At 42.2% G+C, this 14,211-nt stretch carries 16 protein-coding genes; 8 read left to right on the forward strand and 8 right to left on the reverse strand.

Going from position 1 to position 14,211, the window contains the following annotated elements; translation table 11 throughout:
- The first annotated feature begins 5 nt into the window (after positions 1-5).
- From moaC to ABUE20_RS06895, 3 genes are read left to right on the forward strand one after another with little or no spacing between them, the layout of a single operon-like run.
- Positions 6-488 carry a cyclic pyranopterin monophosphate synthase MoaC gene (gene moaC / locus ABUE20_RS06885; RefSeq protein WP_408619139.1) on the forward strand — a complete coding sequence of 161 codons (483 nt, stop codon included), beginning with the start codon at positions 6-8 and terminating at the stop codon, positions 486-488.
- On the forward strand, positions 489-737 hold the full coding sequence (locus ABUE20_RS06890) for a MoaD/ThiS family protein (protein ID WP_408619140.1): 249 nt from the start codon (positions 489-491) through the stop codon (positions 735-737).
- A gap of 3 nt (positions 738-740) precedes the next feature.
- Positions 741-1,181: a molybdenum cofactor biosynthesis protein MoaE gene (locus ABUE20_RS06895; RefSeq protein WP_408619141.1), complete on the forward strand. Its 441-nt coding sequence runs from the start codon at positions 741-743 to the stop codon at positions 1,179-1,181.
- Positions 1,182-1,183: 2 nt separating this feature from the next.
- Here ABUE20_RS06895 and moeA read toward each other — a convergent pair whose 3' ends face one another.
- Positions 1,184-2,419, reverse strand: coding sequence for a molybdopterin molybdotransferase MoeA (gene moeA, locus ABUE20_RS06900; RefSeq protein ID WP_408619142.1), 1,236 nt, complete (start codon positions 2,417-2,419; stop codon positions 1,184-1,186).
- A 120-nt stretch (positions 2,420-2,539) separates the two neighbouring features.
- Here moeA and folE point away from each other — a divergent pair, with 120 nt between their 5' ends.
- The 5 genes from folE (at position 2,540) to ABUE20_RS06925 (ending at position 6,457) form a co-directional block, all read left to right on the forward strand.
- Positions 2,540-3,193: a GTP cyclohydrolase I FolE gene (folE, locus tag ABUE20_RS06905; RefSeq protein WP_408619143.1), complete on the forward strand. Its 654-nt coding sequence runs from the start codon at positions 2,540-2,542 to the stop codon at positions 3,191-3,193.
- Between the two features lie 118 nt (positions 3,194-3,311).
- Positions 3,312-3,878 (forward strand): GNAT family N-acetyltransferase, encoded by a 567-nt coding sequence (locus tag ABUE20_RS06910; protein ID WP_408619144.1) that lies wholly within the window; start codon positions 3,312-3,314, stop codon positions 3,876-3,878.
- A 14-nt stretch (positions 3,879-3,892) separates the two neighbouring features.
- Entirely contained in the window at positions 3,893-4,162 is a 270-nt protein-coding gene (gene yccX / locus ABUE20_RS06915; RefSeq protein ID WP_408619145.1) for an acylphosphatase, read from the forward strand.
- A 773-nt stretch (positions 4,163-4,935) separates the two neighbouring features.
- A complete protein-coding gene (locus tag ABUE20_RS06920; protein WP_408619146.1) occupies positions 4,936-5,595 on the forward strand; it encodes an OmpW/AlkL family protein in 660 nt (219 codons plus the stop codon).
- Positions 5,596-5,656: 61 nt separating this feature from the next.
- Positions 5,657-6,457 carry a heparin lyase I family protein gene (locus tag ABUE20_RS06925; RefSeq protein WP_408619147.1) on the forward strand — a complete coding sequence of 267 codons (801 nt, stop codon included), beginning with the start codon at positions 5,657-5,659 and terminating at the stop codon, positions 6,455-6,457.
- On the opposite strand, the gene ABUE20_RS06930 is transcribed toward ABUE20_RS06925, so the two are convergent.
- From ABUE20_RS06930 to hisB, 7 genes are all read right to left on the reverse strand, one after another.
- Positions 6,447-8,225 (reverse strand): ABC transporter ATP-binding protein, encoded by a 1,779-nt coding sequence (locus ABUE20_RS06930; RefSeq protein ID WP_408619148.1) that lies wholly within the window; start codon positions 8,223-8,225, stop codon positions 6,447-6,449. The genes ABUE20_RS06925 and ABUE20_RS06930 overlap by 11 nt on opposite strands.
- Positions 8,218-9,960 carry an ABC transporter ATP-binding protein gene (locus ABUE20_RS06935; protein WP_408619149.1) on the reverse strand — a complete coding sequence of 581 codons (1,743 nt, stop codon included), beginning with the start codon at positions 9,958-9,960 and terminating at the stop codon, positions 8,218-8,220. Before ABUE20_RS06935 ends, ABUE20_RS06930 begins: the two co-directional genes overlap by 8 nt.
- 346 nt (positions 9,961-10,306) lie before the next feature.
- The gene (hisIE, locus tag ABUE20_RS06940) at positions 10,307-10,918 is read right to left on the reverse strand and encodes a bifunctional phosphoribosyl-AMP cyclohydrolase/phosphoribosyl-ATP diphosphatase HisIE (protein WP_408619150.1); all 612 of its coding nucleotides are present in this window, start codon (positions 10,916-10,918) and stop codon (positions 10,307-10,309) included.
- Entirely contained in the window at positions 10,915-11,688 is a 774-nt protein-coding gene (hisF, locus tag ABUE20_RS06945) for an imidazole glycerol phosphate synthase subunit HisF (protein WP_408619151.1), read from the reverse strand. Before hisF ends, hisIE begins: the two co-directional genes overlap by 4 nt.
- A gap of 115 nt (positions 11,689-11,803) precedes the next feature.
- Complete coding sequence (gene hisA / locus ABUE20_RS06950) at positions 11,804-12,538, reverse strand: 1-(5-phosphoribosyl)-5-[(5-phosphoribosylamino)methylideneamino]imidazole-4-carboxamide isomerase (protein ID WP_408619152.1); 735 nt, start codon at positions 12,536-12,538, stop codon at positions 11,804-11,806.
- Positions 12,539-13,141: an imidazole glycerol phosphate synthase subunit HisH gene (gene hisH / locus ABUE20_RS06955; protein WP_408619153.1), complete on the reverse strand. Its 603-nt coding sequence runs from the start codon at positions 13,139-13,141 to the stop codon at positions 12,539-12,541.
- The gene (gene hisB, locus ABUE20_RS06960; RefSeq protein WP_408619154.1) at positions 13,141-14,211 is read right to left on the reverse strand and encodes a bifunctional histidinol-phosphatase/imidazoleglycerol-phosphate dehydratase HisB; all 1,071 of its coding nucleotides are present in this window, start codon (positions 14,209-14,211) and stop codon (positions 13,141-13,143) included. Before hisB ends, hisH begins: the two co-directional genes overlap by 1 nt.

A 14,211-nucleotide genomic window follows, 5' to 3' on the forward strand; every position in this document is an offset into this window, starting at 1 on the left:
AACTAATGGCTGAATTTAGTCACTTAAACCATCGTGGTGAAGCCAATATGGTTGATGTATCGGACAAACAAGCCACCGTTCGGATAGCCCGCGCACAAGCCATTGTTAGAATGGCTCCTGAAACACTACAAGCTATTGTGACAGGGAATCATCATAAAGGTGATGTTTTCGCTACAGCTCGAATTGCCGGGATTCAGGCCGCTAAACAAACCAGTGCCTTAATTCCGCTATGTCATCCATTAATGCTGACGAAAGTTAGTGTTGATTTGGTTGCCGATGAGGAGCATAACTTGGTCCGAATTGAAACGATGGCCAAACTCACAGGGCAAACCGGGGTTGAAATGGAAGCGTTAACGGCCGCTAGTGTGGCAGCCTTAACGGTCTACGACATGTGTAAAGCGTTACAAAAAGACATGTGCATCGAAGGTGTTTGTTTACTTGAAAAAAGTGGTGGACGCAGTGGTCATTATCAGCATTCGGAGGCATAGATGATCACCATTAAAGTTTTTGCCAGATTACGTGAACAAGTGGGGACATCTGAACTGCAATGGCCTCTTGAAGAACCGATGACTGTAACGCAGTTGTTAGTAACGTTACAGGAAATGGCAGGTTATCGTTGGCATGAGATCAATATCAATCAAGTCCTTTGTGCCGTAAATCGAGTTCAAGTAACTGCGGATGCATTGATTCAGGCTGGAGATGAAGTGGCTTTCTTTCCACCGGTCACTGGAGGTTAAATTATGATTTCAGTTCAAACTGAAGATTTTGATATTGCTGAACATTATCAAGCGCTTCTCAATTCACCTCGCGCAGGAGCAATCGTCTTTTTTGTAGGAACGGTACGGGATTTAAATCAAAAAGAGCCGGTCACTGAACTTTTTCTGGAGCATTACCCAGAAATGACGGAACAAGTTTTAAATTCACTTGTTGCAGAGGCTGTTAATCGTTGGGCTTTGATCGATACTCGAATAATTCATCGAGTAGGGTACCTCAACGTGAATGAACAAATTGTATTTGTTGGCGTTAGTGCTCCACATCGAAAAGATGCTTTTGCAGCCGCTGAATATATTATGGATCAATTGAAAACCAAGGCTCCTTTCTGGAAAAAAGAAACACGGCTAGGTCAATCACATTGGTTGGAACAACGAGCAAGCGACGAGGAAGCCGCTGCTCGCTGGTGACATTAAGCCGTCAGGATCGAAGGGATCATTTCAATCTGGACGATCTCACCTTTGCTGACGGGTCCCCGATCTTTCTCTAATACTGCAAAACAATTCGCACCAATAAAAGTGGTCAAAGTTGCACTTCCTTGAAAACCGGACGACTGTACTTCCCAATGCCCTTGAGCATTAACATGGGCAATTGCTCGCTGAAAGTCCGTGCGCCCGGGGCGTTTTTTAAACGGGGTTGTTGCAATCGCAGGCCAACGAACCGAAGGATGAACTTTCCCCCCCCCCAATTTAGTGAGTGCGGGCACAACTAATTGTAAAAATGTCACCATGGCTGATACGGGATTCCCGGGGAGTCCAAAAAAGACACTGTTAGATAGTCGCCCGAACGCAAAGGGTTTTCCAGGCTTCATCGCAACTTTCCAGAACTCAATTTGTCCCAATGTTTCCAAAGCTGTTTTAGTAAAGTCAGCGGTTCCAACAGAAACACCGGCACTACTGATGACTGCATCACACTGTTTATCTGCAGTTGCTAATACCTGAGTAATGGCTTCCAGATCATCATTAATCGCACCATAGTCGATGACCTGAACCGGGAGTTGATGTAATATCGCCGCAAGCATAGCGCGGTTTGAGTCATAGATCTGACCAAATTCAAGAGGTTGACCAGGTTGCTTTAATTCATCACCCGTTGAAAAAATACCAATGGTTAGCGGTTTGAAACATTGAACAGAAGTTAAACCGATACTGGCAAATAAACCAATATGTGCCGCGCTGATTTTATCACCTGAGAGGGCTACTTGGGTTCCTTGAGCGATGCTTTCTCCGGGAAGACGTACATTTTCGCCTTTTTTAACTGATCCATTGATACTCATATGATTATCATTGACTTCAGTCCGCTCTTGCATCACAACGGTATCAGCACCTATTGGCAAAGGAGCGCCAGTCATAATGCGGGCACATTCACCGGCATTAAGTTGATGAGACGTCGTATCTCCCGCCAGAATATGATGAGTAATTTCAAGTGATGAATTATTAGCCAAGTCATCATACGCAAAGGCATAGCCATCCATTGCCGAGTTAGCAAATGATGGAATATCGGTCTGTGCTGTTGCTGAATCCGCAAGATAGTGACCATGGCTTTTTTCAATAGGGAATTTAGCGGTTTCAGATTTAACTGATAATTGTTCGAGAAGATGAGATAATGCCTGCTCAACAGACATCAAACTAGGATGAGCGCAAGAGTCCATAAGCGTCTCCGTTAGGCTATAAATGCCCGTATAATACCAGCTATTCAGCTGATGAGCAGTAGCTTTCGGGTGCCTGTAATGAAATAACTGATATAGAAAAATGAAAGGAATATAAATAAGATGACAGAAATATCCAGCGATGCAAAGCGGGTTCAGCAAGCGTTACTTGATGCGGGAATTGAAACGCCTTGTATGGTTCAGGCTACAATGGATGATGTAACAAAAATTGATATGATCAGTCAGCATTTTCAAGAAATTTTAAATATTTTAGGAATGGATCTGACCGATGATAGCCTGATGGATACTCCGGTTCGAATTGCAAAAATGTATGTATCCGAAGTTTTCCGAGGATTAAATTATTCTAATTTTCCTAAAATAACCCTCATTGATAATAAAATGAATGTTGATGAAATGGTCACTGTTAAAAACATCACAATGGTGAGTACCTGTGAGCATCATTTTGCAACCATTGATGGATTTGCTCATGTCGCTTATTTACCCAACAAAAAAGTTATTGGTCTATCCAAAATCAATCGCATTGTTCAGTTCTTTTCACAACGCCCTCAGGTTCAAGAACGGTTGACTCAACAGGTTCTAGTTGCACTTCAGACCCTTTTAGGCACAGCAAATGTCGCCGTTCGCATGAATGCCGTTCATTATTGTGTGAAGTCACGGGGGATTCAGGATACTACAAGTGATACGACCACTACGGCCTTAGGTGGAATATTTAAAACTAATCTAGCCACTCGACAAGAATTCTTACATCAGCTTTGAGATAGAAACGATGTTAATGGTTCATAAGTTGCAAAAATCAGATTGTTAGATGATTGCCATTTGCTGGTTTGAAAGTGATATAATCACATAAGACCCATAACGGAGTTGTAAAATCGGAATGAAATTGGATCATGACGAATCAGTATTCGAGCTTCGGCCTATACGAGCTATAGACCTCTATAAATTTTGTGAAATTATGATGGAGGCCGCTCGTTGGTTTCAGACTCAGGGTGAAATCTTATGGGATAGTGAGCAAATTGCGCCACATACAATACTTGCTCATAACCGTATTGATGAACTTTATCTGGGCTATAGGGATGGTGAAGCTGTTGCTGCAATGATTTTAAATAATCATTGTTACTGGCCGCAGATTACCAATGAACAACGGCGGGGAAGCCTATTTATTCATAAATTGGCTATCAGTCGACGCTATGCGGGGAAAGAACTCTCCCGACGAATGCTTGATTGGGCCTGTCGGTATGGTATCGAGCATGGTTATAGCCAGTTGATGCTTATGTGCAATTGTCATCAAGATAAATTACGGCAATTGTGGATAAGTTATGGGTTTTCTGAAATAGAGTCGCAGACGGTTGACGGTGAATCTTGCCATCATTATGTCCGAGATTTAAGTTCCGATGATATTTTATTGAGTTCTCCAGCCGTTTCCTTACGCTCATATCGATAAAATTGAGAAAGTTTATGCCTGTATGTAAAAGAGCTTTTGTTTCAGGACGTGTTCAAGGCGTTGGGTTTCGTTATTTCGCGTTGATGGAAGCCCGTAATCTTAATCTTGAAGGATATGCCAGAAATTTAAGCGATGGGCAGGTTGAAGTCGTCATGAAGGGTAGTGATGTTAACGTGAGTAAAATGTTGGCATGGTTACGAAAAGGTTCACCGATGGCTAGAGTCGAACGGGTTGTTATTGAATCAGAATTCGACTGGCAGGGGAGTGGATTCTCAACTAATTAGATGGTGTTATTCACTGTATTGTTTCAATTCTGGCTTTTAGCCTGCAAAAGAACGAGTTAATTTCGTCATTATCTTAATCTGTAAAGCAAATTTAACCCCTCCTTTATGGATTATGACCACATATCCATCTATTCTAAATTTAATAATCTCCCGTAGTATAGAGTCCTCAAATCTTTATTATAACGATATGAAGTAAGTAGAATGAGTTCAACCTTAAAAGAGTAATTTGAAAGCATTAATAGCATGTGATTTACGTATAAACTTTAATTGGATAAGTAAAAAGCCTTAATATAATTAAATTTAGTTAAATATATGTTAATTAATTACGGTGATCTTATACACTTATTGCAGTAACCCTATGATGGTTCTAACCTCTTGAGACCATAACACCGGTGATGCACATGTACTGAGATGACGCATTACTAAATGGTTACTTTATATAAATTTTCATATAAATCATCGTTGAAATAATTACCAGTAAATCGCTAATAGAGTAGCGATTACTTTCATATCAGCAAATATCGCGTGAATTTATCCTATCAGATAGAAATTCCATGACGGCCATGTCTATACTTTTAAAATAATTCCCATTAAGAGTCATTTTGGATACATTTTTATTTGTTAAATAAAAATGTGATTTATTGCATATAAATTAAACTACTTCTTTTATCTGATAACAACTTTGAATTTCTATTGATATCGATCAATAAAAAACTCCTACAAAACATGCATTTTAAACACTACAAAAAGGAATGTTACTTGGAGTTATAAAAATGAAAAAGTCTGGTTATGGAAGCATTTTGGGTTTGAGTGTGATAGCGGCATCATTGCTCATTACGATGGGGTCTACTCAAGCAGCGACTCAATTTAAACCTAAACAGGCGGGTGATTTTTTAATCCGTGCTCGCATTGTTGATGTACTTCCCGATGAGAGTTTAAACAGTAATATCGGAGGAAGTGGGCACGTTAATAACGACGTTATCCCTGAATTAGATTTTTCCTATTTTTTTACTGATCATTTTGCATTGGAATTAATTGCTGGGACATCTAAGCACGATGTTGATTGGCATGTTGGTGGTTCAAAAGTTGATCTGGGCTCTGTTCGTTTATTACCACCAACCCTGACCGCACAATATCACTTTATGCCTGATAGTCGTTTTAGCCCATATGTTGGTGCGGGAATAAACTACACGCTTTTCTATAACGAACATCACGGTAATGATAATAGTTCTATCGATTATGGAAATAAATTTGGGTATGCTTTCCAAGCTGGTTTGGACTATGCCATTGCTGGCAATTGGTCATTTAACATCGATGTGAAAAAACTTTATTTGAAAGCTAAAGTTGATACATCTGTTGGCGGAACGGCTGTCCATGCTACGGGTCATTTAAACCCTTGGCTGGTTGGCGTCGGCGTCGGTTACCGCTTCTAAAATAGAGAGCGTTTCGGCAGGTCGCTTCTTTGTTATAGAAGCGACCTGTGGAGATAATATAATGCCTTTGCGTGTATCCGTTGTTTCTATTCTGCTATTCCATGTTCTCATTTCTTTTTCTAATGGTGCTGTTTCATCAGAACTGAACGATATAGATCGCGGGTTATTAAATCCCATGATGCGTTCTTTAAATGATGCCCCTTGGGGTTATCAAGCGCGAACGATGACGGATCATGAAGCGATAGAATTATTTACTGTAAAGCATGGGGACTGTTTTGCGAATCGTAACTGGGATGATTGCAAACAGGATCGACAGCGCAGTGAGCTTTCTGAAAAACATAAGAGCACTCACAGTGGTGAACACCTCTGGTATCACTGGGAGTTTTTTATCGATAATCACTTTCCAGATATCTATCCCACCAAAGTTACTTTAGTTCAATTTCACCAAGTCAGAGCCAAACCCAGTTGGATGTTTGAACTTGACCATCAAGGCTACTGGCTTGTGAATCACTTGCATCGAAAAGATAAACAACGATATTTATTATTACCCTGGGCCACCTTGCGAGGAAATTGGCACCAATTTGATGTCGAAGTCCAGTGGTCGAAAAAAACAAATGGTTCACTTCGAGTATGGGTTGACGAAAAACCATTCGTGAATTACCAAGGGCCAACGATGAGTGCTGATATTAGCTATTTTAAATATGGGCTTTATCAAGCATTTATCTCTCGCTATCAAAAAACTACAGGCCTCAACACAATACCAGAGCAACAAATCTATTATCGCCATGTGTGGGCCGGTAAACAACGCTGGCAGGGACAGGCCGCATCGAAACGGCCTCCGGAAGAATATTTTAAGCCGTAATAGTCTCGATCTGTGAAACTTTCTGGGCTTGCTGTTGTAATCGATACATCGATTGATATAACCCTCCAGCTAAGCTCATGAGCTGTTTATGATTCCCCATTTCACTTATTCGTCCATTTTCCATAACGACAATTTGTTGAGCATTTTTAATCGTTGATAAACGATGAGCAACCACCACCATTGTAACATGACCGCGTAGCTCATCTAAGGCTCGCTGGATCACTTGTTCGGTCTCACTATCCATATTGGCCGTTGCTTCATCAAGCAGTAGAATTTTCGGATTACCAGCCAATGCTCGCGCAATGACGAGTTGTTGGCGCTGACCAGTTGAAAGGCGTAAGCCGCCTTCACCCAGCGGAGTTTCATATCCCAATTCCATCTCAGCAATAATCTCATCGAGATGGGCTTTTCGTGCGGCATCCTCAACCTGTTGCGAACTTAAATTTCGTCCCATATCGATATTTTCATAAATTGTAGATGCCAAAATAAATGGCTCCTGAGGAATCAATCCAACTTGCGAGCGAATTTCATCATGCTCAAATCTACTAATAGGTTGACCATCAAAATAAATTTCACCAATCTGCGGTTGATAGAAATTTAATAACAGATTGAGTAATGTACTTTTACCGCTTCCAGTATGTCCAACAATGGCATAAAAACTTCCTGCTGGAATAGTAAGATCGATCTGTTTTAGTACGGGTTTTCCTTCAACATAAGAAAAACCAACTTGATTTAGGCTAATTGCTCCATGGGTAATTCTTTGCTCTGGATCAGAATCTGCGTTTTGTTCCTGTTCATGGAGTAGGGTATAAACACGATCACCCGCCACCATGGCCTGCTGATAGAGGTTAAAGCGCTGAGTAATTTCTGCGAGAGGCTCTGTAAAACGGCCCAAATAATTCAAAAAAGCATAAAGAACCCCAACTTTGACGGCCCCATCAATTTCTTCTAAACCAAAGACCCAAACGATTCCTGCAAGCACTAGGATACTGAGCAAGTTAATCGCTGGGCGAAGTAAGAATGACCCGATTTTGATCGCAGTGATCCTTGTTTTATAGTACCGCTGATTAATGGTATCAAAGGCATCTAATTTAGATTGCTGCTGGTGAGTTGCTTGAATCACTGCCATTCCGCCGATAGATTCACTGATCGTCGCATTGATATCGGAACGAGCTTGGCGACTTTGAGCGACTGCAGGGCCACTTAGACGTTGATATATGTAGATCATTCCGATCACGGTGGGCAGTAATAATGCGGCAACCAGCATCAATTTGATATTTAAAATAGCCATCGCGATCAAAATACCACAAAGTAAAATAGTATTCGTTAGGACCACCGAGAGAAACTGTACATACAAATCTTTAATCGATTCAGTATCGTTGGTGATACGGCTAACAAGTTGTCCGGTACGTGCATGATCAAAAAATGCCATTGGCAATTTCAGTACATGATGAAAAACTCGTTTACGAATATCCAAAACGGCCGCTAAGGCCATGTCAGTAAATTTCAGTGTCTGCTGATAACGCAGATAAGCTCCAAGCACTTTGGTGATAATAAAGAGTGCAACAATGACTAAAATGGATTTTACGGGATAGTGATCAGGAACCACAAAATCATCAATAAAAATTTTTGCTAAAATGGGCCCTAATACATCTAACCCCGTGGCAATGACAAGTAAAATAATTGCTTTAATCAATAATGGACGATCGGCAACAACATAACTCATCAATAGCGCGAAAGTGCCTTTCGAGGCTTTTGAATCAGCCATGCGAACGTTCTCCAATCTGTTTTTCAAGTTGCTGATAGTTATGCATCCGGGCATACCATCGATCTTGTTGCAATAACTCAGCATGACTTCCAAGCTCAAGAATTTCCCCATGATGCAGCACCATAATTTGCTGTGCATGTTCAACCGCAGAGAGTCGATGGCTGATAATAATCACGCTTTGGCCGGTACGAGAACGTAAATGACTTATTATTTTTTGCTCAGTATGAACATCGACTGCAGACAAAGAATCATCAAGGATCAACATAGGAGCTTCACTAATTAAAGCCCGAGCAATAGAAATCCTCTGGCGTTGCCCACCTGAAAGCGTTACACCCCGTTCACCGACTAATGTGTCATACCCTTCCGGGAAGTTCATGATATCGTCATCGATCGCAGCCACACGAGCCGCCTCTCGAACTTGTTCAAAAGTGGCCGACGGATTACCCATCCGAATATTTTCAGCGATAGTGGTACTAAATAGAAATGGATCCTGAGGTACATAAGCAAAAGCCGAACGCAGCTGTGCTAATTGATATTGTTCAATAGCTTTTCCTCCCAGACAAATTTGGCCCTGTTTGGTTTGCCAATAACGCATCAGTAATTGAATTAATGTCGATTTTCCAGCACCCGTCGGCCCCACAATTCCTAATACGGTGTTGGCCGGAAATTCAAAATTAATGTGTTTCAAACTTGGTGTTGAACTTTCCGGATAAAAAAACGTAAGTTCACGAACGCTTACTGAGGTGGCTTGCAGCTCTTCAGTACCGAAATCATCAATACTGTCTTTAATCGTTAGTAGCTGTTCAAGACGCTCAATGGCCGCATTACCACGCTGTACAATATTCATGAGCCAGCCAAAGGCCCACATAGGCCAAATTAGCTCGGATAAATACATGGTGAAGCTAGTGAGCTTCCCAATACTGAGTTGTCCGGCATGGATCTGCCAAGCCCCAGCCAATAAAGTAATAAGGAGCGCGCCGCCCAGACTCAAGCCAATGACAGGTTCATACTTAGCTTCAGTACGCGCTACCCGGTAATTACTTTCTGCGGCATTTTCAGCAATTTGATCAAAATTCAGCGTTTCAATATGCTCACGTCCCATTGCTTTGGTCATTCGCATTCCCGTCATGGCCTGCTGAACCTGTTCATTCAGAGTCGAAAACTTCTCAAGTGAGTCTTTGAATTGGCCGTGGATTCGGTGAGAAAGATGATAAAATGCGCCTCCCATAATCGGAAATGGCAGTAGGGCAAAAATAGCCAGACGCCAATCGATAAACACAAACATCATGATGATGACCAAAATAAAGGTGAGTAAACCATCGAAGCCCGAAAGGATCCCTTCACCAGCAGCCATCTCTACCGCATCAATATCATTTGTCGCCCGAGCCATCAAATCGCCTGTTGAATGCGCATTAAAAAAGGCCTGCCCTTGCCGTGTGAGACGTTGATAGAAATGTTGTCGTAAAATATTACCCAGATTATAAGATGTTCCAAATAAGACTCGACGCCAACCGAATCGAAGAAAATAGACCGCAATAGCACAACCTACTAACGCGATTAAATATTGGGTACTGTCATGTAGCGATCTTGTATCCAGAAGTTGGTCAACCGAACGTCCAATCATCCAAGGAACAATCATATTTAACACAGCCACGATGGCCAACATGAGAAGGGCGATAGCATAACGATGCCAATAGCGCTTAAAAAACCAGGCTAGATGGTGAAACAATTGCATAAAAACAACCAATCAAAAACAGTGACGTAATTTTACTATAACAGTCGCTAGAAACTAGCCTTTCATCGTGGCCAGATGAGGATTAAGTTTTGTTAATGTTATGAATCGTATTCATAGATAAAACTAATTTAGGCATGATTAATTATAAATATGAATCATTGAGAAAAGGATGGGGCGGATATCAGGGCTGCTGCTCTGCAAGCTGTTGAATTTTCGTGATTCTGTTTTGCAATGAAAAAGCTTGCTGCACTTTGTTTGTTTAACTCATGTCACAAACAAATTCCATTGCGTTCAAAATCACCCATTCAGTCCCGACAGATCAACAGCCCTAAATACCCGAATCTAATTACTTATGCCGTTGTTTTAAACATTCAACCACATCACCCAGAGGTAATTTAGCATCACTGAGTAATACGAGCAGATGGAATAATAGATCGGCACTTTCATTCGTTAGTTCATGGCGATCTTCAACGGTTGCAGCCAAAGCCACTTCAACACCTTCTTCCCCCACCTTTTGCGCCATCCGTTTAGTTCCTCTTTGGAACAGGTGGGCTGTATAGCTTTTTTCCGGGTCTTCGCCATGACGGCTTTCAATAACACGTTCCAACTCTGCAAGGAACCCAAAATCGGTATCATCCAGATCGCCGAAACAACTGATTGTTCCGGTATGGCAAGTGGGGCCAACTGGATCAACAGTAACCAGTAACGTATCTTGATCACAGTCGAGTTTTATCGATTGTAATTTTAATATGTTGCCCGATGTCTCTCCTTTGGTCCACAGCCGTTGTTTAGTACGGCTATAAAAAGTGACTTGCTTTTCTGCCACTGTTTTTTCCAATGCATCAGCATTCATGTAACCGAGCATCAAAACCTGTCCGCTATGACCATCTTGGATGATCGCAGGAACTAACCCATTTACTTTTTCCCAATCTATTTGTTGGCTAATTGATTCACTCATTGACGGACTACCACATTTTGTTGAGCGAGGAATACTTTTAATTCCCCAATATTGATAATTTGTTTATGAAAAACGCTGGCGGCAAGCGCACCGTCAACATCGGCTTTTAAAAATGCATCACTAAAATGAGACATTTCTCCGGCCCCACCAGATGCAATCAATGGAACATGGCAGAGTTTACGTACCTGTCGGAGTTGCTCAAGATCATACCCCTGTCGAACGCCATCTTGATTCATCATATTCAAGACAATTTCTCCAGCGCCCCGACGCTGTACTTCTTGTACCCAGTCCAACGTATTCCAAGCGGTGGTAATGGTTGACTTTTCAGAACCGGTAAACTGTTTAACCTGATATTGACCCGTTGCATCATCATAATAACTGTCGATTCCAACCACAATGCACTGTACTCCAAAACGATCCGCGAGCCGGGTGATCAACTCTGGATCGGCAAGGGCCGGTGAATTAATGGAGATCTTATCAGCCCCATGCTGAAGCGTGCGAGCAACATCTTCTTCACTTTTAAGACCACCGGCGACGCAGAAGGGGATATCAATCACTTCAGCGACCCGACTAACCCAGCTTTTATCAACAACTCGAGCATCGCTACTGGCGGTAATATCGTAAAAAACGAGTTCGTCAGCACCTTCTTCAGCATAACGTTTGGCTAATGGGACGATATCGCCGATAATCTCGTGGTTACGAAACTGAACTCCTTTCACGACTTTTCCATCGCGAACATCAAGACAAGGAATGATTCGTTTAGCAAGCATGACAATACTCCCGATCTGTGGTGATGATTATGTTGTGTTTCATCATGATTCCTATATATCGTTAAAGGCTTCCAAAACAATATTTAAGAGAAAACTTTAACGCTTATGTTTTGTTTTACTGCTGCCAGCATTTAATCGCTTCAGCAACGGTAAATTTGCCTTCCAGTAGTGCTTTACCGACAATTACACCTGCAACCCCCGTATGGCGAAGGGCGGCAATATCATCGAGCGAGCCAATTCCTCCTGACGACTGGAAATTGATATCTTTATAAATTGAACACAAATCCTGATATAACTCAACATTTGACCCTTGCAGAGTGCCATCACGGGAGATATCGGTACAAAGAACGTGCTTAAGACCTTTGGGACGATAGATGTTCAAGAGAGCATCAATGGTCATATTGCTGTCTTGTTGCCATCCGGAAACAGCGACTAATCGTTGGCCTTGAGCATTAATGTTAATGTCCAGTGCCAGAACGATGTGTTCCGCGCCGTATTTTTCCAGCCAACTGGCTACTAATTCCGGTTGTTTGACCGCAAGCGAACCAATAACCACCCGAGCGGCACCGACATCAAGCAGTTCTTTCACATCATCTTCACTACGAACCCCCCCACCAATTTGGATATTGGCAGGTGTATCTGCGATCAATTTACGGATAACGGTAAGTTGGCGAGCTTGACTATCCTTGGCTCCATCCAGATCGACAAGATGCAACCAATCCGCCCCTTGTCGCTGATAACTTAAAAACTGATCACCTGGATCATCGCTGTACGTCGTCTTTTGCTTGTAATCACCTTGATAAAGGCGCACAACCTGTCCGTTAATAAGATCAAGTGCAGGGATAATCATCTACATCTCCAGAAAGTTTTTCAGTAATCGAGCACCTGCGGCACCACTTCGTTCAGGGTGAAATTGAACCCCCATAAAATTACCTTGACCAATAGCTGCGGAAAAAGGCTGACCATAATCACACTGTGCTAAGGTGTAATCACCAATCGGCATCGCATAACTGTGAACAAAATAAAAATAGTCATTTGCCGATATTCCCTGAAACAACGGATGATCACTTGGGGTTATTTGGTTCCATCCCATATGAGGAAGTGGAACATCCTTAGCGATCATCTTGCTAATTTTCCCCGGAATAAGTCCCAGACATTCAATGGGGGTTGTACTCTCGTAAGCCCCCCCTTCATATGACTGTTCCCCTAAGATTTGCATTCCCAGACAGATGCCAAGCAAAGGGGCTTCGACTTGACGAATGATTGCAACTAAATCACGTTTGCGTAAATTTGCCATCGCCTCCTTCACCGTGCCTACGCCGGGAAGAAAAACTTTTTCGGCAGTAAGGATCGCCTCTTTATCTGCGGTTACCTGCACAGGATAATTGAGACGTTCCACTGCAAAACGGAGCGAGGAGATATTAGCGCAGCCGGTATCAATGATGATATTCACTACAGAACTCCTTTACTGCTCGGTAGCACATCACTTGTTTTAAGGATGGCTTGACCCAGCGTTCTACCAAAACATTTAAATAATGATTCGACAACGTGGTGGGTGTTTCCCTCTGTTGCACTCAAATGTAATGTACAGTGTAATGAATCCGCCAGAGATCGGAAAAAGTGTGAAACCATCTCGGTATTCATTTCCCCCACAGAGGGTTGCGCAAGTGGTGCATTAAACTGCAAATAAGCGCGACCCGATAAATCCAAGGCACATTGAGCAAGGACTTCATCCATAGGCAACGTAAAACCAAAGCGATTAATGCCACGTTTATCACCAAGAGCTTCTTCAATCGCTTGACCTAACGCCAAAGCGGTATCTTCAATCGTGTGGTGATCATCAATGTGTAAATCACCTTTCACTTCACAGGCTAGATAAAAACCACCATGCGTTGCGATCTGATCTAGCATATGGTCAAAAAAACCAATACCGGTACTGATCTGGCTTTTCTCACGGCTATCGAGATTCACTTTAACCCGAATATAGGTTTCGCTGGTTTTTCGAATCACTTCAGCAACTCGGGGTTGATCCACGAGAGATTGAACAATCATCAACCAACCATTGTTATCGCGATGATACTGGATCCCTTGAATGCCCATGTTTTCAGCCAATTGAAGATCAGTCTCACGATCCCCGATGACAGCCGAAGTAGTAAAATCGATACGCCCTTGTTGCAGATAAGATTTAACCAAACCTAATTTAGGTTTACGGCAGCTGCAGTTATCTTTCGGAAAATGAGGACAGATCAATACGTCATCGAAATTCACGCCCTGCGAGCTAAATAGTTCCATCATTGCATTATGAGGAAGATCAAAATCTTGCTGTGGATAGCTTGATGTTCCTAAACCATCCTGATTGGAAACCATCACCAGCCGATAGCCCGCTTGTTGCAAGCGCAGCAGAGCAGGGATCACGTTCGGTTCAAACTTTAGCTTTTCTAGTGAATCGACTTGCTTATCGCTAATCGGCTCATCAATCAACGTGCCATCACGGTCAATAAATAAAATCTTTTCAGCTTTCAT

This window comes from Celerinatantimonas marina, assembly GCF_046054165.1.
GTDB lineage: Bacteria > Pseudomonadota > Gammaproteobacteria > Enterobacterales > Celerinatantimonadaceae > Celerinatantimonas.